This is a genomic window from Aeromonas sp. 604282, from assembly GCF_049170575.1.
Taxonomy (GTDB): Bacteria; Pseudomonadota; Gammaproteobacteria; order Enterobacterales; family Aeromonadaceae; genus Aeromonas; species Aeromonas veronii_A.
Window position 1 is genome coordinate 39,536 of sequence record NZ_JAAKMV010000014.1, and the last position, 21,427, is coordinate 60,962.

A 21,427-nucleotide genomic window follows, 5' to 3' on the forward strand; every position below is an offset into this window, starting at 1 on the left:
CTCCATTCGCACAGGTTCTGGAGCTGAATGTTACTCCAACCGGGATGCCAAGATAACAAAGCGGCCTCCGTGGAGGCCGCTTTTTTTGCAACGGGAGGATTACTCCTCGTAGACGCTCACCTCGACCGCTTCCATCGAATAGGAGGCGGTGGCCATCTCGTGGCTGGAGCTGATCGTGCGCATCTTGCCCTTCACCCAGATGGCATCCCACAGGTCATCCACCGGCGCACCCTTGGGGTAGCTCACATAGATCACCTGATTGGTGGGGGGCGGCGGTACATGGATGCAGGCGCCGAAGTAGGGCACCAGCAGGAAGGCGGTGATCTTCTTGGCATCCCCCTCCAGCGGCACCACGAAGCCCGGAATGCGCACATCCTGGTTGTCCAGCTTCTTGTTTACCCCGCCCACCGGTTGCGGCACGGAGGCGAGATCCCCATCGTGGTTCACCTGCGGAGGTGGCAGCAGTTTCTCCCCTTCCGGGATGAGCACATCCCAGTCGATGGTCTTGTAATCGGCGGCTAGGGCGGGCAGCACCAGCAGGCTGGCGAGCAGCGCCACAATTTTCCACTTCATCATCTGTCCTTCTGTTTCTATTTAGGGCGTCTCGCTAGACGCGAATGCTCATGCCATCGCTCAGGCTGTAGCGGTAAGCGCGGGCAGCAGGGAGCAGGCCGATCACCATGCCTGCCAGCCAGACCACCCCCAGCAACTGCCACTCGTAGGTGCTCGGCAGCCCCAGACTCAGTTGCAGGCCATAGTGGCTGAGCAGCCAGGGCGAGGCAAGCCCCTGCCCCAGATAGAGCACGGCGACCCCGAGGGCGATGCCGACCGTGGTCAGCGCCATGGCTTCCAGCGCCAGCAGCAGGAACAGGTGGGCAGGGCCCGCACCGAGGGATCGCAAGATGGCGAGCTCCCGGCGTCGCTCGTTAAGCCCCGCCAGCAGGGTAGTCAGCATGCCGATCAGGCCCGCCACCACCACAAAACCGGCGATCACCGACAGGGCCGTTTCCGCCACGCTCATCAGGCTCCACAGCTCCTGCAGGGCGGCCCCCGGCAGGATCGCCATCAGCGGCTCTTTGGGATAGGTGTTGACGCTGCGTTGTAGCTGGAACGCCAGGATCCGGTTGCTCAGCCCCACCATAAAGGCGGTGATGGTTTTCGGGGTGAGATCCTGCGCCAGCGCCTGCTCCGGTGTCACGTTCTTGCTGTGGCGGCCGGTATCCCAACCCAGATGGATCGCCTCGATCCCCGCCAGCGGCACATGGATGGTGCGGTCGATGGGCGTACCGGTTGGCGCCAGAATGCCCACCACCTTGAACGGCAGGTTGTCGTGCTGGCTGAACGAGGTGTTGCCAGCACCGTGGGCGATAACGATGGATTGGTCAAGGTGATAGCCGAGCTTCTCGGCCACCTGGGCACCGAGTACCGCTTCAAACGGCGTGTCGAATGGCCGCCCTTCCCGCAATTGCAGCGACTGCTGCTGACCGTATTTCAGGTGAGTGAAGTAGTCGCCATTGGTGCCGAGCACCCTAAATCCCTTGTGGGAGTCACCAAGGGAAAGCGGGATGGTCCAGGCGACGCCCGGTTTCTGTTTGATGGCCTGATAGGAGTCCCACCCCACGTTGTTGGTGGGGTTGCCGATGCGAAACACCGAGTAGAGCAGCAGGTTCACCTGACCGGAGCGGGCGCCGACGATGAGATCGGTCCCCGAGACGGTGTTGGAGAAGCTTTCACGGGCCTGGGTGCGCACCCGTTCCACCCCGAGCAACAGGGTGACGCTGATGGCAACGGCCAGCAGGGTGAGCCCGGCGGTGAGGCGACGGGCCCAGAGACTTTGCAGGGCGAGCTTTAGCACGTAGCCCTCCGGTTAAGTTGTTGCAGGTTTTCCACCCGTGGGAACAGGGGTTCGAGGTAAGGATCGTGACTGACGAAGATCAGGGTCGAGCCCTGCTTGTCGCACTCCTCGAACAACAGCTTGATAAAGGCCGCCCGGTTGTCGGTGTCGAGGGCCGAGGTGGGCTCGTCGGCGATCACCAGTGGCGGCGAGCCGATCAGCGCCCGTGCCGCAGCAACCCGCTGCTGCTGGCCAATGCTGAGGGCATGGACGGGGCGATGCAGCGCCTCATCCGGCAGTTGCAGCTCCGCCAGCAGACGGCGCGCCTCCTGCTCCGGACTCCCTTGCAGGCGAGCCCGTTTGGCGGGCGAAAAGGTGAGTGCAGCGGTCACGTTGTCCTGCACCGAGAGAAAAGGCAGCAGATTGAACTGCTGGAAGATATAACCCAGATTGGCCGCCCGGAAGTGGTCACGGGCACGGCCAGAGAGCCGGGCCAATGGTTGGCCCAGCACCTCCAGGGTGCCGTGGTTGGCGGTCTGGATCCCGGCCAGCAACCCGAGCAGGGTCGACTTGCCGGAGCCCGACGGGCCCTTGATAAAGACCCGCTCACCCTCGCGGATGGTGAGGGCGGGCAGATCGAGTACAGCGTCGCCACCTGGCCAGGCAAAGGCCAGATCGCGGATCTCAACCACGGCTTTTTTCATGGCGTTACCAGCTCAGCTTGTTGGCGGACGGGGTCAGTTCTGCTGCGGTCTGGCCGGTGGGCAGGATCCCCTGCACGCTCAGCTTCTCAAGGCTTGGATAGACGCTGAACAGGGTCGCTTCAAGGCCGGTGAGTTTGGCCGGGGTGGCACAGGTGTAGGTGTACATGGCGCCCATGTCGGCGTGACCCGCTTCGTCATGATCATGGTGGTCTTCATGTTTGTCGCTGGCAGCCTTGTCATGGTCATGGTCATGGTCATGGTCATGGTCATGGTCATGGTCATGGTCGTGATCATGCTCTTCTTTGGCGGCCTGCAGCTCCTGCTGGGTCAGTTTGCAGCCAGCGGCCGGGTCGAAGCGGAACAGGGCATCAGGTTGCTGGAGGCGGGCGACCGCTTTGGCATACTGCGCCTTCTCTTCATCGCTCTTGGCCGCGTGCTCGAAGCCCACCAGATCGGCTGCGGGTGCCTGCAGCTCGATCATCAATTGGTCGCCATCGACCACCAGATTGAGGTGGCCGTGGCCATGCTCGTGGGCGCCGTGGCTGTGGCTCTCGTGTTCGTCGTGATTTGCGTGTGCGCCAAAGGCCGCTGCGGCCAGCAACAGAGTAACTGCTTTCATCTTTAATCCTTTTTCAAAACAAATAGCGAAATTAAACAAAGGGATAGAGAAAAGCAGAGGCGGGCGGCGCACGGATGGCATAGCTGTGAAGCGTGGTTGTATCCGCCGAGCGTTGCATGGTTGCAACAGCGGGCAGAACAGAGGTCGAACTGGGGAAACAATAGGGGGTGGCGGTGATGACCTGTTTGCCATCCAGATGGAGGGCGCAAACCAGGCAGTGATGGTCGTCGTGGCCGGGCAGGACGGATTCAAATTGGTGCCGGGCAAGGGCAGGCTGCAGCCATAACCAGCCCAGCAGCAAGATCCAGATTTTCAGCTTGATACGACCCATAGACCCTTATGGAAAGGGCGCCATCAGCGCCCTTTCTCTCTGACTTAGAGATGGGACTTGATGAGCCCCATCACGGTAGCAATGTTGTTGGCATCGAGCTGGCCATCTTTGGCAAACAGCACCTTGCCCTCTTTATCCAGCAGTATGATCGCCGAGCTTTCCGGCGTCAGATCCCAGGCGTTGCGCGCCATGCCCTTGGCATCCAGCACCATGGCGGACCAGGGGAACTCTTTCTTGCTGTCCTCGGCACTGCTCTTCACGAAGCCGGAGGTGCCCCAGATGGCGTCATTGCTGTTGATGACGGTAACGGTCTGGTACTTGTCTTGCGGCAACTTGGCGGCCTTGATCGCCTCGATCATCGGGGCGTTCAGCTCCTTGGCACTGGAGCGACCGGCAATATGCTGGATCAGGAACACCTTGCCGGTGAGCGAGGTGCTCTGCCACGGCTGGTAGCCGATCTCCTTGCCATTCAGTACCAGCTCACCCTTGTCGCTGACATTGACCAGCGGCACCGGGTTGCCATCTTTGAAGTTGTGAGCAAAGACCAGAGATGGCAGCAGCGCCAAAGTAAGTACGAGATGTTTCATCCTGATGACACTCCATTTGTTATGTTATAACGAGTTTCGGATTGAGGGAATGGGCGAGCTTCATCCTAAACTGATCGGATCTGTTTAAAAAGTGTTAAATAAGATCGCAATTCAGAAGCGTCGGCGCCCCGCCAGTCAGGTGGTTGGCTGGCAAGGGCGGCTAGGATGGCATGACATCGATAAAAATCAATGAATTGGCTGCTGGTCTGAGCTGTCTGCGTCAGTAGAGCGACTCGCTGATGAGGGGGATCTTGGCCATGGTCATCTGCTGGGCCAGCAGGGACGAGCCGGTCAGCAGCACATGGCGCTGATTGTTGATCACCACAACATCACCGGGTACGCCACTGTCTGCCGTAATGGCCAGCCAGGCAGGAGAGACGCTGCCGATGCTGATATCCGGATAGATGATGCTGAGCACATATTGCGGGGCCAGCTCCGCCAGCAGGCTGGCCATCAACAGCGCCTTCTCGTCGCTGTCGGCCTTGTTATCCTGCAGTGCCTGTAGCGGCGGCGCGAAGTGATCCAGCTGCTCCGGCTGGGTGGGGATGGCGTTCAGCCACTCCTGCAGCAGGCTGACGCTGGTGGCGAGATCCTTGGCGGCAAACTGCTGTGCCAGCGGCTTGAGATGCCCTTTGAAGTGGTAGAAGAGCTGGGAGTAATCGGGTCGCACGCAAGGCAGTTTGCGATTGGCAGGATGGACGCAGGGTATCACCCTCATCTGGTAGAAGGCATCCTCCTGATACTGCTGGTAGGCTTGCCAGAACAGCAGCGACTCCATGCTGTCGTCCCGCAGGGTGAAGGCCTGCTCAAGATTGCGAAATTTGGTAGCGGTCTCGGGGCTGCTCTGATTGATCAGGTTGATGCTGTTGTAGAGCCGCGGGCTGATGTAAGCGTAAAGGGTCTCCAGCGGATTGGTGAGAGAGGCCTTCAGCAGGCTCATCTCGTGGCGACTGGCGGCCATCACCTGATCGTCGGTGGTCAGCTGGAAGTGCTTGCGCTGGCCATCGCTGGATTGCCACTGCCAGCTCATGTTGATTTCGCTGGCGTTGCTTGTGGCGCCAAGGGTGGTGCTGAGAGTGAGGCTGAGCAACAGCGCGGGGGTCAGCTTCATGGTGGTGCTTCCTGCCGTGGACGATAATTAACAACTAGGTGAGCCGGCACCACTTTGGTGATGTTTCGTTTTGTGATCTGGATAACAGATTGATGTGACTTTTAATTTAATTGTGAAATTAAGTCACTCTGGAGGGGTTATGAAGCCTTGGATCATAGTGCTGTTTGGGCTGCTCAGCCTGCCAGCCATGGCGGGTCAGGTGATCGTCAACAAGGGGATGTCCATTGCGGATACCTTTGCCCTGCGCGATCAGCTGGCGCGAGAACACGAATGGCAGGAGTGGCTGCGCTACCAGCAGGCCATCAAGTGGCTGGAGGTATTGCCGGTCAACTGCGAGCTGATGAGCCAGCCGGGCGGCGGCTATCGCTGTGGCGGTGATTACTATCGTCCCTACCAGAAAGATGGTCGTGAAATATACATTCAGGGCAATCCTGCCGGAGATGCGGCCGGTCAGCTGCCGCAAACACCGACAAAAAAGGCGCCATAAGGCGCCTTTCTCATTCCGGGTGACGCTTACTTGGCAGCGTAACGCTCGGCAGAGGTCTTGATCTCGGCTTCGGCAGCAGCCTTGTCGCCCCAGCCTTCCACCTTGACCCATTTGCCCGCTTCCAGCTCTTTGTAGCGCTCGAAGAAGTGCTGGATCTGGGCTTTCAGCAGTTCCGGCAGATCGTTCACATCCTGGATGTGGTCGTACTGCTTGGTCAGCTTGGAGTGCGGTACAGCAACGATCTTGGCATCTTCGCCAGATTCGTCGGTCATCTTCAGCACGCCAACCGGACGGCAGCGAATGACGGAACCGGCCAGCAGCGGGTAGGGGGTCGGAACCAGTACGTCGACGGGGTCACCATCCAGAGAGAGGGTCGCGTTCACGTAGCCGTAGTTGCACGGATAGAACATCGGGGTAGACATGAAGCGATCGACGAAAATAGCGCCGCTGTCCTTGTCGACTTCGTATTTGATCGGGTCGGCATTCTGCGGGATTTCGATGATGACATAGATATCGTCGGGCAGGCTCTTGCCGGCCGGTACCAGGTTCAGGCTCATGATATTTCCTTCGTTGTTAGTATCAGGATTGCAGGCCGATATTATAGCGATGTGATGTTAAATGACCATATTTCAGCGGATATCGCAGCCAAAGAAGGGTGATGTTTCCGGTTTGCGGCGCGTTGATGCGTGCAGGATGCAACAAAACAGCTGTTTTGATGCCTTGCCGGTGACCTTGGTCATCGGCAAGGGATGTTGAGTTGCAAGTGCAGAGAGTCAGAGCGAGTAGGGGAGTCTCGACTCGTTGACCAGTCGCGACAGTGCTGTTACGACATGAGGATCAAACTGGGTGCCGGAGCGGGACTGGATATACTCCATGGTCTGCGCCAGCGTCCAGGGCTCCTTGTAGGGGCGTTTGCTGAGCAGGGCATCGAATACATCGACCACCGCCACTATCCTCGCCGACAGCGGGATCTGCTGGCCAGTCAGCTGCAGCGGGTAGCCCTTGCCATCGAAGTGCTCGTGGTGGCCCCGAGCGATTTCGGCGCCGAGAGAGAGGTAGCTGGTGCCCTCCACCATCTCGCCCGCCTTGTGCAAGATATTGGCGCCGATTCCTGCGTGCTGCTCCATGATGGCCCGCTCTTCCGGGTCGAACCGCCCCGGTTTGTGCAGGATATGATCGGGGGTACCGACCTTGCCCACATCGTGCAGGATGGAAGCCATGCCGATCATTTCGACAAACTCCGGGGTCAATTGCTCCGGATAAACCGCCATCTGCTGCAACTCTTCCACCAGTGCGTCGGAGAGTTTTTGCACCCGCAGTACATGTTCGCCAGTATCGGAGTCGCGAAACTCTGCCAGCGCCGCCAGCGCCACCACTGTGGCCTCTTGGGCGCGCAGCAACTGGTTGTAGAGATAGAGGTTGTCGTAGGCCGCCGAGATGCGCTGGCAGAAGACATCCAGCAGATCGCACTCGAGGGGATCCAGGGGTTGGGTAGGGGTAAAGCTCAACACGAACTCGCGGCCATTCTGGGCGGCGATATAGAGGGAATCCTGAGGGTGTTCAAAGCGGTTGCAGCGTGCCGCCAATGCCTTCATGACCGAGTCGTTGAGGGTAGGAAAATCGGTTAGCTTGCCCTCGTCCAACAGGGTCTCGTAGTCGCCGGTGGCAGCCAGGATCTCCAGCGTCTCTTCGCCGGGGCGGCGTTCGGCGCAGATAGCCCCTTCGGTGCCCACATCGAGAATGGCGCTGATCTGTTTGAGCACACCAGAGGCAAATTCTTTGAGCGAATGAAGATGGTAGAGATCACCGGCACCTTCGAGAATTTTTCCGAGCCCCTGACGGCTCTTGTCGATGGCGCTGAGGGTTTCGTATGAGCGCAGAGAGGCGATGACGGTGGTGTAGAGTTTTTGTACCGTCAGCTCGGTCTTGGTCTTGTAGTCGTTGATGTCGTAATCGAGGATCACCCGCTGTTCGGGGGCCTGACCGGGCTGGCCGGTACGCAGCACGATCCGTACCAGCGAGTTGCGCATTTCGTTGCGGATCCGGTGAACCAGCCGCAAACCGGCATCTTCGGTTTCCATCACCACATCGAGCAGGATCAGGGCAATTCTGGGATTGGCTTCCAGCATGCGACCCGCTTCGGCGCCGCTGTAGGCATTAAGCAATTCAAGCGGGCGCGACTTGTAGTGAATATTGGAGAGGGCCAAGCGTGTAGCATGATGAATATCCGGCTCATCATCCACGATCAGCACTTGCCATGGGTTGAGTGCCTTGGGGACCACGACCTCTTCTTCATCGAGTTCGATGATGTCGTCGTCCAGCAAGATGTCGTCCTTGTCTTGGGCACTGCTCATATCGGTTACGCCTCCGGCGCTCAATGAGTATGTGGACAGTATGCACGATCACATCTGCTCGGATCATCAGGATAAGTGTATATCGTGAGCTGGCTCCGCCTCTTTATCTCTACTCGAAAGGCTCCAGATATCCCTGGATCGACTTTTTCAACCAGGCCAACACCTTGCCGTGATAGGCGTTTTCCGCCAGATAGACACCATAATCACGCCACTGCAGGCTGAACTTGTGTTTCAGGGTCAGCAGGGTGCCTTGTCGCAGCTGGCTCTGGATCAGTGGCGAGGGGAGCACCGCCCAACCCAGTCCGTCCAGCACCGCATTGCGCATCAACTCGAAGCTGGAGAGGCCGATATGCTGGCCCCCTACTGGCAACAGGCTTTTTACCGAAAATTCATCGATATAAGAGAGGGTAACCTGAGTGTGATCAGTCAGATCCTGCTGTTTCACCCGTCGCAGGTCGGCCAGTGGATGGCTGGGCGCTACCACCATCAGGGTGCGAATGGGGTTGAGCACGTCGATGTTGAGGCCGCTGCGCTCCTGATCCTCGGTGATGAGGCCAAATGCTGCATCGACAAAGCCCTCTTCCACCAGTGCGGGCAGTTCGGGTGGGGAGGCGAGCACCAGCGAGATACTGGTACCGGGAAACTGGCTGCGCAAGGCAGCCAGCATCTCGCGCCACACCTGTTCCGGGATAGCGTCATCGCGCGCAACCCGCAGTGCTACCTCGGCGCCGGAGGCGTAGTGTTCACACTTTAGCTTGAGGCTGTTGGCCGCTTGCAGGAGTCGCTTGCAGTCATCCAGTACCAGCTCGCCGATGTCGGTCAAGCGACTCTGATTGGCACCGCGTTCAAAAAGTTCGACGCCAAGCTCCACTTCAAGAGAGGCGATGGATGTGCTGACGGCGCTGCGGCTTTTGCCAAGTCGCCTGGCGGTGTTGGCAAGAGAGCCACTGTTTGCGGACTCTACGAAGAGTTCTATCTGATAGAGCTTCATGATGATGTGCAATAAGGAGGGATCTAGCACCACCTTAGCCCGACCTCTGATAGCAAGGCAAACCGTCAGCGTCTGATAACTCGACGCTCAGCGATTCCTGCCCCTGCCGTGACTGCGGCTATCATCTCTACCGTCGCAGCAACAGAAGGAAAATTCTATGTTAATCAGTCGCATGCTTTTAGCGCGCATATTTTTGACGGGGGCCATCCTCACCGAAGTAGCGGGGACATCCAGTATGGCGATGATCCCAGAGGATGCTGCGGGATGGATGAACTACCTGCCGATGTGGGTTCTGATCTCGATCTCTTACCTGTTACTGGCCAAAGCCGCCAAAACAATCTCCATTGGTATTGCGTTCGCATTATGGGAGGGTCTGGGGATTGCACTGATCACCGTCGTCTCCGTGTTGTTTCTCGATTACAACCTGAACGTTCAGGAGCTGATCGGTCTTGCGCTGGCAATAGTGGGCATTGTTATGGTGACCATGGGGGAAACCCATGACGACCCGGTGACAGGAAGTGATACGAGTCATGCGAAGGAGGCGGTATGCACCCGTTAATTATCGTGTTTGGCGCCGCACTGCTGGATATCGGCGCCAATATGGCGATCAACCGCTCGCGGGGATTCCGCTATAAAGGGTGGGGAATGCTGGGAATTATGCTGGTATTGGGTGCCTTTACCCTGCTCTCCGAAGCGGTGAGCAGTGGCAAGATTGATCTTGCTGTGGCCTATGCCACCTGGGGCGCCATCGGTATTCTGGGTACAGCCCTCGGTGGTTTGCTCATCTTCCGTGAGCGACTCAAGCCCATCGGCTGGGCAGGAATGATGGTGATGGCGCTGGCCGTCGCCATGCTGACCACCGCCTGATAACGCTTTATCAATGACCAAGCCGCCCGGTTCGCCGGGCGGCTTTTTGTTTGGCCGATGCAGGCTCAGCACGGCGCTTCGTAGAGCTCCAGCGGCAGACCATCCGGGTCGGCGAAGAAGGTGAAGCGCTTGTCGGTCAGCTCGTCCACCCGCACCGGCTCAACATCGACTTGATGAGCATGCAGATGGGTGATGACCCGGTCGAGGTCGCTGACCCGAAAAGCGAGATGGCGCAGGCCGCATGCCTCGGGGCGGGAGGGGCGCTCGGGGGACGAGGGGAAGCTGAACAGCTCAAGCTGGCTGCCGTCTGGCAGGGCCAGATCCAGTTTCCACGACTGGCGCGCCTCGCGCAGGGTCTCCGCAATGATGGGCAGCCCCAGCACCTCGTGATAGAAGTGGCGCGAGCGTTGGTAGTCGCTGGCGATGATGGCCACATGGTGGATGGCGTCAAACAGCGGAAAGGTCATGGTGTTTCCTTGTCAGCAGCATAGTGAACGGGCAGCCTGCGCTGCCCGTGTTGTTGATCTAGTTGAAGAAACCGCCGAACCAGTCATCCAGTGCACTGCGTGGTGTCGTACTGCTGGCGCAGCTGGTCGGGGAGCCCATAGTCGAAGTTTTGGCCGGAACCTGCAGGCTGCCCGGGCAGTCGCTGGTGACGCGGGTGCCGCTGGCACGGGAGAAGTTGGCCCAGGTGACCCCCTCCGGCATCTGCAGGCTTAGGCTGTTGACGCCGCGCTGGCTCATGTAGCCGCTAAAGAGCTGCAGTGCCCCGCTGGCGCCGGTCAATCCTGCCGGGGTGTTGTCGTCGCGACCGACCCAGATACTGACCAGCTCGTTGTTGTCCATCCCGGTAAACCAGGAGTCGCGCAGCTCGTTGGTGGTGCCTGTCTTGGCCGCCATGGTAGCGCCGGGGAACTTGGCACTGAGCGCGCGGGCCGTGCCCTGGCTCACCGTCTTGGTCATGGCGAACAGGGTCAGCCAGCTTGCCTGACTGTCGGTGACCCGTTTGGCGGTCTGATCATGCTGATAGAGCAGGCTGCCATCCCCCTTGACCACGGCACGAATGGCCGACAGCGGCTGGGTCAGCCCCTGATTGGCGATGGGAAGATACATCTGGTTCACCTCCATCGGCGAGAGGGCCACCGCCCCCAGCACCAGCGATGGATAAGGTTGGATCTCCTGCTGCACCCCCAGCTTGTGCAGTGTGTCGACTACCTTCTCCAGCCCCACCTGCAGACCCAGATTGACAGTCGGCACGTTGAGGGAGCCGGCCAGCGCATCCATCAGCGGTACGCTCTGGCGGAACTTGCGATCGTAGTTTTGCGGCGTCCAGACCTGACCATCCTGACCACGAATGCGGATCGGCTGATCTTTGAGCGGGGTCGCCAGGGTCAGCCCATTGGAGAGGGCGGTGAGGTAGACAGCCGGTTTCACCAGCGAGCCGATCTGGCGGCGGGCATCCAGCGCCCGGTTGAACCCGGCGTAACGGGGATCGCGGCCACCCACCAGCGCCACCACTTCGCCCTTATGCCAGTCGGAGACCACCATGGCCGCCTCCAACTTTTTCTTGCCGCGCTGTTTCTCGATCTGGGCAAGCCCGGAAGAGACGGCCTGCTCGGCGGCATGCTGGGCGATGGGGTCGAGGCTGGTGAAGATCTTGAGGCCAGACTGCTTGAGCAGATCGGCGCCGAAGCGGCTCTGGATCTCTCGCTTGAGCAGTCCCATAAAGGCCGGAGTGCGGCCATAACTCATCTGGCCACGGGCGATGATGCCGAGGGGCTGACGGCTGGCCAGCTCATATTCGGCCTGGGTCAGGCTGCCGTGATCCATTAGCAGCTTCAGCACCAGATCCCGGCGAGTCTTGGCCCGCTCTGGGAAGCGCCATGGGTCGTAATAGGAGGGGCCCTTCACCAGACCGACCAGCAGGGCGACCTGATCGATATCCAGCTCGTTGACCGGAATGCCGAAGTAGAAGTAGGAGGCAAGCCCGAAACCATAGACCCCTTGCGAGAAGTTTTGCCCCAGATAGACCTCGTTGAGGTAGGACTCCAGGATCTCGTCCTTGCTGTAGCGATAGTCGATCAGCACCGCCATATAGGCTTCCTGCAGTTTTCGCCACAGGCTGCGCTCACGGGTCAGGAAAAAGTTTTTGGCCAGCTGCTGGGTCAGGGTACTGCCCCCCTGCACGGTACGACCCGCGATCAGGTTGGCGAACATGGCGCGCATGATGGCCACCGGCGAGACGCCGCCATGCTGGTAGAAGTCGCGATCTTCGGTGGTGAGCAGGGTCACCAGCAGGCTGTCGGGCACTTCGGCGATACGCACCAGCAGGCGATCTTCCCGATCTTCGGTATTGAGGCGATCGAGCAGCACCGGGTCCATCTGGGCGTAACCGAGCTGGCGCTGGTTCTCCAGCGACTGGATCCCCTCAAGGCGCGGGCCGTTGAAGGTGAGTCTCAGGCCACGGGCTCCGTCGGCGCCGTCATAGAACTCGAACGGACGGCGAATCAGCTCGATGCGATTGCCGTTGATGGTGTATTCACCCGGCGTGTGAGGCTGGCGCACCTGCTTGTAGCTCAGCATGTTGAGCTCGCGCAGCATCTGGTCCCGCGACAGGCGCTGGCTGGGGTAGAGCTCCAGCGGACGGCTGTAGACCATCACCGGCAGCTGCCACTTCTCGCCATCGAAGCGCTCGCGCACCTTGGTATCGAGGTAGATGCCAAACACCACCATAAAAGCCGCCACCACCAGGGAGAGCTTGAAGCCAAGCCAGAACAGCTTGCGCCAGATGGTGCGTTTGGGCGCTGCCTTCTTGGGGGCACGCTTGCGTCGTTGGGTTGCCATAAATCCTCTTTGCTTTCCTTTCTACTTGTTATGTCGCATTCGCGAACGTCCGAGCGGGATTAACCCATCGAACCTAGATGCCCATCTTCTTCTTGGTGACCTTGGTCGGCATCGCCTCCAGCGGATTATCCGGCCAGTAGTGGCGGGGATAGCGCCCCTTCATCTCTTTTTTCACCTGTTCGTAGGAGCCTGCCCAGAAGGCGGCCAGATCGGCGGTGATCTGCAGCGGCCGCTGGGCGGGGGAGAGCAGCTCCACCACCAGCGGTACCCGGCCATCGGCCACGCAGGGGGTCGAACCTTGCCCGAACATCTCCTGAATACGTACCGGGATCACCGGTGCCTGCCCTGGCTGATAGCGGATCCGCACCCGGCTGCCGGTCGGTGCCGCAAAGTGGCTCGGCAGTGCCTCGTCCAGCCGTTTGGGCAACGGCCAGGGCAGGGATTGGCGCAGGATGTCGCTCATATTGAGCCTCTTCAGCTGCTCCAGCCGGGTCATACCGCTCACCGCTGGCAGCAGCCACTGTTCCAGCGTGGCCAGCAGGCTCTCGTCATCCATCGCGGGCCACCCCTCATCAGGCAGCCAGTCGCGGGCACAGCGCAGACGAGCCAGCAGCCCTTCGCTACTCTCGTCCCACGGCAGCACATGCAGCCCCTTGCGGCGAATGCCTTGCAGCAGGCAGCGCCCTTTCTGCTCGTCAGAGAGTTCGGTCAGCGGTCGCTGGCTCAGCACCAGCTCGCCGATCACCTGCTGGCGTTCGGCGCGCACCCGCTCCTCCCGCTCGTCCCAGTCGAACCACTGGCGCTCGCTCACCAGCTCCGGCAGCAGACGCGCCAGCTCATCCAGCTCTATCGGTTCGGCGATAAAGATACGGCTGCCGCGATCGTTCTGCCCCATCTCGATGGCGATAAGGGCCCCTTGTCCCTGACAGGGATGACCTTCTACCAGATCGCAGCTCACCCCACCACTGAGTTGATAGCGACTGCCGCTACGCAGTTTGCCGATGCGATCCGGCCAGGCGAGGGCACAGAGCAGCCCCAGCCACTGGCCCTGCGCAGTGGCAGGGCGGGCGCCAAGCCGTTCAAACCAGCGGGCAGCGTTCTGGCGCAGGGCGTTTTGACGGCGGTGGAACAGCACAGAGAGGCGCTCCGATCCTCGCAGATCTTCTTCCTGCAACGCCACCAGATAAGCGGCATCGGCGACAATCCCTGTCAGACCTTCAGCTTCCAGCTCGCGGGCGCGCAGCAGCATGCGGGCGAGACGAGGGTGGGTACCGAAGGCCGCCATGGCGCGGCCAGCGGCAGTGAGTTGTTGCTCACCCTCCGGCTTCATGGCGCCAAGAGCCACCAGCAGCCGCTGGGCGCTGGCCACCGCAGCGGCGGGGGGCATGTCCAGCAGCGGCAGATCTTCCACCTTGGCGCCCCACTGGGCGGCGTCCAGCAGCAGGCCGGTCAGCTCCTGAGTGAGAATATCTGGCGGGCTCTGCTCGGCGAGCCGCTCCTGCACCTCGCTGTTCCAGAGCCGGTAGCAGGCGCCGGGGCCGAGACGGCCAGCACGGCCTGCCCGCTGGGTGGCGGAGGATTTGGCTATCTGGCGTGTCTCCAGTCGGGTGACACCGCTTTTCAGATCATAGGAGGCCCGTCGTTCCAGCCCGCTATCGATCACCACCGAAATCCCCTCGATGGTGAGGGAGGTCTCCGCCACATTGGTGGTGAGCACCAGCTTACGGCGGCCCGCAGGCGCCGGTTCGATGGCCGCCTGCTGGGCCGCCATATCGAGGCGGCCGTAGAGGGGGGCGAGGGTCACGTCGTCCGGCAGTTTGTCTGCCAACCACTGCGCCAACTGCTCGATCTCACCCTGTCCCGGCAGAAAGACCAGCAGGCTGCCATCTTGCTCGGCCAGCGCTTCGAGTACCACGGCGCCGACCTGCGGCTCCAGCCACTGCTGGCGATTGGCGGGGCGGTAGTGATAGTCGATGGGAAAACCACGCCCCTCGGAGCGAACCACAGGGGCATCCGGCAGCAAGGTCTCGAGTGCCATGCCATCCAGGGTAGCGGACATCACCAGGAGCTTGAGATCATCGCGCAATCCCTGCTGGCTCTCGATAGCGAAGGCCAGCGCGGTATCGGCGTGCAGGCTGCGTTCATGGAACTCATCGAAGATCACCAGCGAAACGCCAGTAAGCTCGGGATCCTGCTGCAACATCCGGGTCAGCACCCCTTCGGTGACGATCTCGAGCCGGGTTGCTGCGCTGGTGCGGCTCTCGCCACGCACTCGCAGGCCGATGCGCTCGCCCACCTTCTCCCCCAGCTGACGGGCCAGAAAAGTGGCGATATTGCGCGCAGCCAGCCGCCTTGGTTCCAGCATGATGATGCGGCCGGGCAGCCGGTTCTGACGCACCAGCTCCAGCGGCAGCAGGGTCGATTTGCCCGCGCCGGGGGGCGCCTGCAGGATCACGCGGGTGTGGCTGTCGAGGGCGGCAAAGAGTTCGGGCAATACCGAAACGATGGGGAGCTGGGACAAAGCGATGAGCACCTTCTGTGGCAACCGGTAAAACGGCGCCTATTCTGCCACAGCCGCCCGCGCCACCGTGAGTGGATGTGCGGATATGGCCACTCGGGCGGGAGGCTGGCGAGACATGGCCGGATAGCTGCCATAGAATGGGCCCATCCAATGAGCGTGAAAAAGGCATTATCACCACATGGCCAAACTCTTCTTTGCCCTGCCCGTCAAGGAGCTCGCTCCCGAGCTCATCGCCTGGCGCGATCAGCTGCCCTGGCCCGGTCAGCCGGTGCCGCAAGCCAACCTTCATCTGACCCTCGCCTTTCTGGGGGAAGCGGACGAGTTGACCACCCGCCGCCTGATCGCCGCCGTGGAGCGTCAGCACTGTCCGCCGCTCTCCATCAGGCTGGATGAGACCGGCTGGTTCAGCCGGGCCAAGGCTGCCTGGATTGGCCCGAAGGAGTGGCCCAACGAGCTGACCGTGCTGGCAAAGGCGCTGCGCCGCCACGGCGAGAAGTTGCGTCTTGGCAATGGCGAGCAGGGTTATCGCCCCCACGTCACCCTGTCGCGCAAGGCGGGTGAGGCCCCTGCACCACTGCCTGCCCCCGATTTTCTGCTGCAGGCCGATGAGTTCTGCCTCTATCAATCCGTCTCGACCCCGGACGGGGTGCGCTACGAGCCGCTTGCCTGCTGGCCGCTGCGTGCCCGGGTAAAAGAAGACGCGCGGAGGGCTAACCCGTGATCTTTGATCCCCCCCTGCAATCGGGCCAGCTGGTGGCCCGCTACAAGCGCTTTCTGACCGATGTGCAACTCGATAACGGCGAGGTCATTACCATCCACTGCGCCAACACCGGTGCCATGACCGGTTGTGCCGATCCGGGCACCCGGGTCTGGTACTCCACCTCCGATAACCCCAAGCGCAAGCTGCCCAACAGCTGGGAGATCGCCGAGAGCCCGGCGGGCCACTTTATCTGCGTCAACACGGCGCGCGCCAACCAGATCGCCCGGGAGTTGATCGAGCAGGAGGCTATCGCTCCGCTGGCGGGTTACAGCCGGTTGCGCACCGAGGTGAAGTATGGCGAAGAGAACAGTCGCATCGATCTGTTGCTGGAAGATGACGAGAAGGGCAATTGTTACATCGAGGTAAAATCGGTCACCCTGCTCGACGAACGTGAACATCCGGGTATGGGCTACTTCCCCGATGCAGTCACCGCCCGTGGTGCCAAGCATTTGCGCGAGTTGATGGCGATGAAAGCGGCGGGCCACAGGGCCGTGCTGCTATTTATGGTGTTGCACTCCGGAATAAGCCGGATGCGCCCTGCAACCCATATAGATCCGCACTATAGTCTGCTAATTGAGCAGGCAATCGCGGCGGGGGTTGAAATTTTATGCTATCGGCCCCATGTTGGGGTGCAAGGCATGGTGGCTCAAGGGTTTATCCCGTTTGAATCTGGTCACCTGTTACCCGAGGGGAGTGCATAAATATTGGAGTGGGTAACATTATTGGTACGGCTCGTTTGCTTACCCGTTACCCTTCTGCTATAGATGTCGCCCTCAATTTATGGATGGCACGGGTAGCGTGCTGAATTAGGAGACAGGGCATGCCAACAGGCGAAAACAGGAAATCTCTGGGCCCCCTGGCCATTGCGGGTGTCGCGCCTTACCAGGAAAAGCCGGGTGAGGAGTACATGAATGACCAACAAAAGGCGCATTTTCGCAAGATCCTGGGTGCCTGGCGCAACCAACTGATGCAGGAAGTTGATCGTACCGTCGACCATATGAAAGACGAGGCTGCCAACTTCCCGGATCCCGTGGATCGTGCCGCGCAAGAAGAAGAGTTCGCTCTTGAACTGCGTACCCGCGACCGTGAACGCAAGCTGATCAAGAAGATCGAGAAGACCTTGCAGCTGCTTGAAGACGATGATTTCGGTTACTGCGAACATTGCGGTATCGAGATCGGTATCCGTCGTCTGGAAGCCCGTCCGACTGCCGACCTCTGTGTCGATTGCAAGACGCTGGCCGAGATCAAGGAAAAACAGATGGCCGGTTGATCCCGACCCTCTGGTATATGAAAAAGGGAGCTCGCGGGCTCCCTTTTTTATTGAGCTTTTGGCGGTCGCGCCCCAGAATGCAGCCTCAATGAATCGCTTACCCGAACAGTCATGCCAGTGAATCCCCCGTCCTCACCCCTTGCGCGCCCCTATGTCGGCCGCTTTGCTCCCTCACCCTCAGGCCCGCTTCATTTCGGTTCGCTGATCGCCGCCCTCGGCAGCTTTTTGCAGGCCAGAGCGCAGCAGGGACGCTGGTTGGTACGCATCGAAGATATAGATCCGCCGCGGGAAATGGCAGGGGCAGCGAACCTGATCCTCAAGACTCTTGAGGCATATGGCCTCGAGTGGGATGGGGAGGTGATGTTCCAGAGCGCGCGCCATGGCCGTTATGACGAGATCATCGACCAGCTCTATCGGGCGGGAGACCTCTACTGGTGCCGCTGCACCCGGCGCGAAATCATGGCCGCGGGCGGTCTCTACGGCGGCCACTGCCGCACGCTGGGGCTTGCGGCCGAAGGTTGCGCCGCCCGGCTGCGCCAGCACCATCCGGTCTACCACTTCGACGATCGCTTGCAGGGCCATATCGCGGTACCGGCGGCGCTCGCCGAGGAGGATTTCATTATCCGTCGCCGCGACGGGCTCTACGCCTACAACCTGGCGGTGGTGGTGGATGATATGGACAGCGGCATCACCGAGATAGTGCGCGGCGCCGATCTGCTGGAGCCCACGGTGCGCCAGATTGCCCTCTACCAGACCCTGGGGGCAGCGGTGCCGGACTGGGTGCATTTGCCGCTGGCGGTGCTGGCCGACGGCAACAAGCTCTCCAAGCAGAACCATGCGCCGGCGCTGGCGCTCGATGAGGTGCGCCCGGCCCTGTGGCAGGCGCTGCACTTCCTCGGCCAGTGTCCGCCGCCCGAGCTGATGGCGAGCCGGATCGACGAGATCATCGAATGGGGCATCGCCAACTGGCAGCTAGAACGGGTGCCCGCCAGCGAGAAAATCCCGCTGGGCCTTGAGTAAAAAGAGCCGGTTTTCGTGTAATAAGGCGTGAGCTGGGCGCTGATAGACCGCTATTTTCGCTGGCAGACGGTTTCATGCGGGATCAATTGTCAGCACGGTTTTTCATTTGGTTAGGCGTGAGCTATCATAGGCCGCTATTTTTTGGCCTCCCGTCAATTTAGAAGTCATGAAGAGGTGTACCATTTTTTCCCAGATCGCAAACTTTTGCCGCAAGGTGCTCGGCAAGGAAGACGGCGAGCAGTCGGTGGAATCCCCCATTCCAGCCCGTGTCGCCGGTCAACGTCGTACCTTAAGCCGTGATCAGCACCCTATTTCGCGCAAAGAGATCAGCGAGAATGCACTCAAGGTGCTCTATCGCCTGAACAAAGGGGGCTATGAGGCCTACCTGGTCGGCGGCGGAGTCCGGGATCTGCTGCTCGGGAAGACGCCCAAGGATTTCGACATCGCAACCGATGCGACGCCGGAGCAGATCAAGGCGCTGTTCAGCAACTGCCGCCTGATTGGCCGTCGTTTCCGCCTGGCCCACATTGTCTTTGGTCGTGACGTGATCGAAGTGGCCACCTTCCGGGGTCACCACCATCAGGTCAATACCAGCAAACATGTGTCGGCCCAGTCTGATGAAGGCATGCTGCTGCGCGACAACGTCTACGGCACCATCGAAGAGGATGCCGAGCGCCGCGACTTTACCGTCAACGCCCTCTACTACAGCGCCAAAGATTTCACCCTGCACGATTTCGAAGGGGGTCTGGAAGATCTGGCCGAGCGCAAGCTTGAGCTGATCGGCGATCCCGAGACCCGTTATCGTGAAGATCCGGTGCGGATGCTGCGCGCCGTGCGCTTTGCCGCCAAGCTGGATATGACCATCAGCCCGCGTACCGCCGCCCCCATCAAGGAGCTGGCGCCGCTGCTGCAAGACATACCGGCTGCCCGCCTGTTTGAGGAGACCCTCAAGCTGTTCCTAGCTGGCGACGGTCTGGCGACCTACAAACTGCTGCGCGAGTATGGTCTGTTCCAGCAGCTCTTCCCGCAAGTGGCTGCGCTGTTTACCCCGCACGGCAACTCGCCCTACGAGCAGTTTATCGAGCAGGCGCTGATCGATACCGACACCCGCGTTCGTGAAGACAAGCGCGTCACTCCCGCCTTCCTCTACGCCACCCTGCTGTGGGGCTGCGTCGAGGCCCGTGGTCGGGTGCTGGAGAACGAGAGCGGCCTGCCCTGGTATGACGCCTTCATGCTGGCGATCAACGAGGTGCTCGACAATCAGGTGCGGATCATCGCCGTTCCCCGCCGTTTCACCACAGATGTCCGTGACATCTGGGCACTGCAACAGCGGCTGACCCGTCGTCAGGGCAAGCACCCCGAGCGCGCCATGGAGCACCCCAAGTTCCGCGCGGCGTTCGACTTCCTGTTGCTGCGCAACCGGGTCGAGCGCGGTCTCGGCGAGCTGGCCAGCTGGTGGGAGCGCTATGTCGCCTCCAATCCGGATGTGCGCCCGCAACTGCAGCGTGAAGCGACCCGTCGCCCGGCCAGCGGTGAGCGCGGCGAGGCTCGCAGCCACGATGGCGAGAAGCGCAGCAGCAACAGCCGCAACCGTCGTCGCCCCCGTCGCCGCAAACCGAAAGTGGCCGAGTGACAACAGACGTGATGACCGAGGTCTTCATCGCCATTGGTTCCAACCTGTCTGACCCGCTGGGTCAGGCTCGTCGCGCCGTTGCCGCCCTGGCAAGGTTGCCGGAATCTGTGCTGGTGGAGGCCTCGTCGTTTTACAGCAGCCGCCCCATGGGCCCTGCTGACCAGCCGGACTACGTCAATGCCGTGGCCCGGCTCAATACCCGGCTCGCGCCCCTTGCGCTGCTGGATCAATTACAAAAAATCGAGCTGGAACAGGGACGTGTGCGCAAAGATGAGCGGTGGGGGCCGAGAACTCTGGATCTCGATCTGCTGCTCTATGGGGATCAGGTGATCAACCATGAGCGCCTGATCGTACCCCACTACGGCATGAAGGAGCGGGAGTTCGTGCTGCTGCCCCTTGCCGAAATTGCGCCTGCTCTGGTGCTGCCCTGCGGCACCCCGCTCGCCCTACTGGTTGCCCGCTGCCCGCACAATGATTTGGCCATCATTGCCCCGCGTGCAGACGTACAGGAGCCTCTATGAGCAAGATCACCACCGCCAGCCTGCTGAAGATGAAGCAGGAAGGTCAAAAGTTCACCGCCATCACCGCCTATGATGCTACCTTTGCCAAGCTGTTCGACGACGAGGGGGCCCACGTGCTGCTCATCGGCGATTCACTGGGCATGGTGCTGCAAGGGGGTCAGGATACCCTGGCGGTCAACATGGATGAGATGGTCTATCACACCCGCTGTGTGGCGCGCGGTGCCAGCAAGGCACTGGTGGTCGCCGATATGCCGTTCATGAGCTACGCCACCCCCGAGCAGACTTACCAGAACGCCGCCCGCCTGATGGCGGCCGGTGCCCGCATGGTGAAGATGGAAGGGGGCGACTGGCTCTGTGACTCCATCCGCCACCTTACCCGCAACGGGGTGCCGGTGTGCGGTCACCTCGGCCTCACCCCGCAATCCGTTCATGTCTTTGGCGGCTTCAAGGTGCAGGGGCGCGATGAGTTTCAGGCGCAGGAGATCTACCGTCAGGCCCTCGAACTGCAAGCGGCCGGTATCCAGCTGCTGGTGCTCGAGTGTGTGCCCACTGCGCTGGCCGAGCGAATCACCAAGGCGCTTCGCATCCCGGTGATCGGCATTGGTGCCGGCCCCGCGACCGACGGTCAGATTTTGGTGATGCACGATGCCTTTGGCGTCACCTCCGGCTATGTGCCCAAGTTCACCAAGAACTTCCTGGCCGAGACCGGTGATGTGCGTGCCGCCATCCGCCTCTATGTCCAGCAGGTGAGCGAGGGGAGTTTCCCCGGCCCGGAGCACTGCTTCAACTGATCCTGGCTGTTGCATGATGGGGGCTGCGGCCCCCGTCTCTGCTTGTCAGCCTCGCACAGTTAATCCGTATAGCTAATCCGTATCTTATTGATTCATCTAAAGGTGAACTGCTGATAGCCATGTTCGTGCCCCATCCCGCCCGAGCGCTACCGGTAGATGCAACCCGTCTCTCTTTTTGATTT

Annotated in this window: 23 protein-coding genes; 10 read left to right on the plus strand and 13 right to left on the minus strand. The window is 60.7% G+C overall.

What is annotated here, in order from left to right; translation table 11 throughout:
- Positions 1 to 99: 99 nt before the first annotated feature.
- The 7 genes from G5367_RS15860 to G5367_RS15890 all read right to left on the minus strand — a co-directional run bounded on the left by G5367_RS15860 (position 100) and on the right by G5367_RS15890 (position 5,186).
- Positions 100 to 576 (minus strand): DUF3299 domain-containing protein, encoded by a 477-nt coding sequence (locus G5367_RS15860; protein ID WP_041234071.1) that lies wholly within the window; start codon positions 574 to 576, stop codon positions 100 to 102.
- Positions 577 to 607: 31 nt separating this feature from the next.
- Positions 608 to 1,855, minus strand: a complete 1,248-nt coding sequence (locus G5367_RS15865) for an ABC transporter permease (RefSeq protein WP_043821722.1) — start codon at positions 1,853 to 1,855, stop codon at positions 608 to 610.
- On the minus strand, positions 1,849 to 2,538 hold the full coding sequence (locus tag G5367_RS15870; RefSeq protein WP_005354693.1) for an ABC transporter ATP-binding protein: 690 nt from the start codon (positions 2,536 to 2,538) through the stop codon (positions 1,849 to 1,851). The genes G5367_RS15865 and G5367_RS15870 overlap by 7 nt, the downstream gene beginning before the upstream one ends.
- 4 nt (positions 2,539 to 2,542) lie before the next feature.
- Positions 2,543 to 3,157 carry a DUF2796 domain-containing protein gene (locus tag G5367_RS15875; RefSeq protein ID WP_421294648.1) on the minus strand — a complete coding sequence of 205 codons (615 nt, stop codon included), beginning with the start codon at positions 3,155 to 3,157 and terminating at the stop codon, positions 2,543 to 2,545.
- A gap of 31 nt (positions 3,158 to 3,188) precedes the next feature.
- Positions 3,189 to 3,488, minus strand: coding sequence for a hypothetical protein (locus tag G5367_RS15880; RefSeq protein WP_421244569.1), 300 nt, complete (start codon positions 3,486 to 3,488; stop codon positions 3,189 to 3,191).
- Positions 3,489 to 3,532: 44 nt separating this feature from the next.
- On the minus strand, positions 3,533 to 4,075 hold the full coding sequence (locus tag G5367_RS15885) for a YtfJ family protein (RefSeq protein ID WP_005335681.1): 543 nt from the start codon (positions 4,073 to 4,075) through the stop codon (positions 3,533 to 3,535).
- 220 nt (positions 4,076 to 4,295) lie between these two features.
- Positions 4,296 to 5,186, minus strand: coding sequence for a hypothetical protein (locus G5367_RS15890; RefSeq protein WP_416034812.1), 891 nt, complete (start codon positions 5,184 to 5,186; stop codon positions 4,296 to 4,298).
- Between the two features lie 139 nt (positions 5,187 to 5,325).
- Between G5367_RS15890 and G5367_RS15895 the strand changes: the two genes are divergently transcribed.
- A complete protein-coding gene (locus tag G5367_RS15895) occupies positions 5,326 to 5,673 on the plus strand; it encodes a hypothetical protein (protein ID WP_076492509.1) in 348 nt (115 codons plus the stop codon).
- A 26-nt stretch (positions 5,674 to 5,699) separates the two neighbouring features.
- Here the strand turns inward: G5367_RS15895 and ppa are convergent, their stop codons facing one another.
- From ppa to G5367_RS15910, 3 genes are all read right to left on the minus strand, one after another.
- The gene (gene ppa, locus G5367_RS15900) at positions 5,700 to 6,230 is read right to left on the minus strand and encodes an inorganic diphosphatase (RefSeq protein WP_005335667.1); all 531 of its coding nucleotides are present in this window, start codon (positions 6,228 to 6,230) and stop codon (positions 5,700 to 5,702) included.
- Between the two features lie 216 nt (positions 6,231 to 6,446).
- Positions 6,447 to 8,027, minus strand: coding sequence for a DUF3369 domain-containing protein (locus G5367_RS15905; RefSeq protein ID WP_421244568.1), 1,581 nt, complete (start codon positions 8,025 to 8,027; stop codon positions 6,447 to 6,449).
- A gap of 109 nt (positions 8,028 to 8,136) precedes the next feature.
- Positions 8,137 to 9,018, minus strand: a complete 882-nt coding sequence (locus tag G5367_RS15910; protein WP_236347269.1) for a LysR family transcriptional regulator — start codon at positions 9,016 to 9,018, stop codon at positions 8,137 to 8,139.
- 157 nt (positions 9,019 to 9,175) lie between these two features.
- On the opposite strand from G5367_RS15910, the gene G5367_RS15915 reads away from it, so the two are divergent.
- Both G5367_RS15915 and G5367_RS15920 read left to right on the plus strand, forming a co-directional pair.
- Complete coding sequence (locus G5367_RS15915; protein ID WP_337073484.1) at positions 9,176 to 9,577, plus strand: SMR family transporter; 402 nt, start codon at positions 9,176 to 9,178, stop codon at positions 9,575 to 9,577.
- Complete coding sequence (locus G5367_RS15920; protein ID WP_005343259.1) at positions 9,565 to 9,885, plus strand: SMR family transporter; 321 nt, start codon at positions 9,565 to 9,567, stop codon at positions 9,883 to 9,885. The genes G5367_RS15915 and G5367_RS15920 overlap by 13 nt, the downstream gene beginning before the upstream one ends.
- 65 nt (positions 9,886 to 9,950) lie before the next feature.
- Here G5367_RS15920 and G5367_RS15925 read toward each other — a convergent pair whose 3' ends face one another.
- The 3 genes from G5367_RS15925 to hrpB all read right to left on the minus strand — a co-directional run bounded on the left by G5367_RS15925 (position 9,951) and on the right by hrpB (position 15,250).
- The gene (locus tag G5367_RS15925; RefSeq protein WP_005343260.1) at positions 9,951 to 10,352 is read right to left on the minus strand and encodes a VOC family protein; all 402 of its coding nucleotides are present in this window, start codon (positions 10,350 to 10,352) and stop codon (positions 9,951 to 9,953) included.
- Between the two features lie 58 nt (positions 10,353 to 10,410).
- Positions 10,411 to 12,729: a penicillin-binding protein 1B gene (gene mrcB / locus G5367_RS15930; protein ID WP_421244567.1), complete on the minus strand. Its 2,319-nt coding sequence runs from the start codon at positions 12,727 to 12,729 to the stop codon at positions 10,411 to 10,413.
- A 73-nt stretch (positions 12,730 to 12,802) separates the two neighbouring features.
- A complete protein-coding gene (gene hrpB / locus G5367_RS15935) occupies positions 12,803 to 15,250 on the minus strand; it encodes an ATP-dependent helicase HrpB (protein ID WP_421244566.1) in 2,448 nt (815 codons plus the stop codon).
- Positions 15,251 to 15,428: 178 nt separating this feature from the next.
- Between hrpB and thpR the strand changes: the two genes are divergently transcribed.
- From thpR to panB, 7 genes are all read left to right on the plus strand, one after another.
- Positions 15,429 to 15,971, plus strand: coding sequence for an RNA 2',3'-cyclic phosphodiesterase (thpR, locus tag G5367_RS15940; protein WP_421244565.1), 543 nt, complete (start codon positions 15,429 to 15,431; stop codon positions 15,969 to 15,971).
- Entirely contained in the window at positions 15,968 to 16,711 is a 744-nt protein-coding gene (gene sfsA, locus G5367_RS15945; protein ID WP_047437797.1) for a DNA/RNA nuclease SfsA, read from the plus strand. The genes thpR and sfsA overlap by 4 nt, the downstream gene beginning before the upstream one ends.
- A 119-nt stretch (positions 16,712 to 16,830) precedes the next feature.
- Positions 16,831 to 17,280, plus strand: coding sequence for an RNA polymerase-binding protein DksA (gene dksA, locus G5367_RS15950; protein ID WP_005335644.1), 450 nt, complete (start codon positions 16,831 to 16,833; stop codon positions 17,278 to 17,280).
- A 111-nt stretch (positions 17,281 to 17,391) separates the two neighbouring features.
- The gene (gene gluQRS, locus G5367_RS15955; protein ID WP_421244564.1) at positions 17,392 to 18,300 is read left to right on the plus strand and encodes a tRNA glutamyl-Q(34) synthetase GluQRS; all 909 of its coding nucleotides are present in this window, start codon (positions 17,392 to 17,394) and stop codon (positions 18,298 to 18,300) included.
- A 166-nt stretch (positions 18,301 to 18,466) separates the two neighbouring features.
- On the plus strand, positions 18,467 to 19,933 hold the full coding sequence (pcnB, locus tag G5367_RS15960; RefSeq protein ID WP_005335642.1) for a polynucleotide adenylyltransferase PcnB: 1,467 nt from the start codon (positions 18,467 to 18,469) through the stop codon (positions 19,931 to 19,933).
- An 11-nt stretch (positions 19,934 to 19,944) separates the two neighbouring features.
- Complete coding sequence (gene folK / locus G5367_RS15965) at positions 19,945 to 20,454, plus strand: 2-amino-4-hydroxy-6-hydroxymethyldihydropteridine diphosphokinase (protein ID WP_184235878.1); 510 nt, start codon at positions 19,945 to 19,947, stop codon at positions 20,452 to 20,454.
- On the plus strand, positions 20,451 to 21,245 hold the full coding sequence (panB, locus tag G5367_RS15970) for a 3-methyl-2-oxobutanoate hydroxymethyltransferase (RefSeq protein WP_005335640.1): 795 nt from the start codon (positions 20,451 to 20,453) through the stop codon (positions 21,243 to 21,245). Before folK ends, panB begins: the two co-directional genes overlap by 4 nt.
- Positions 21,246 to 21,427: the final 182 nt, after the last annotated feature.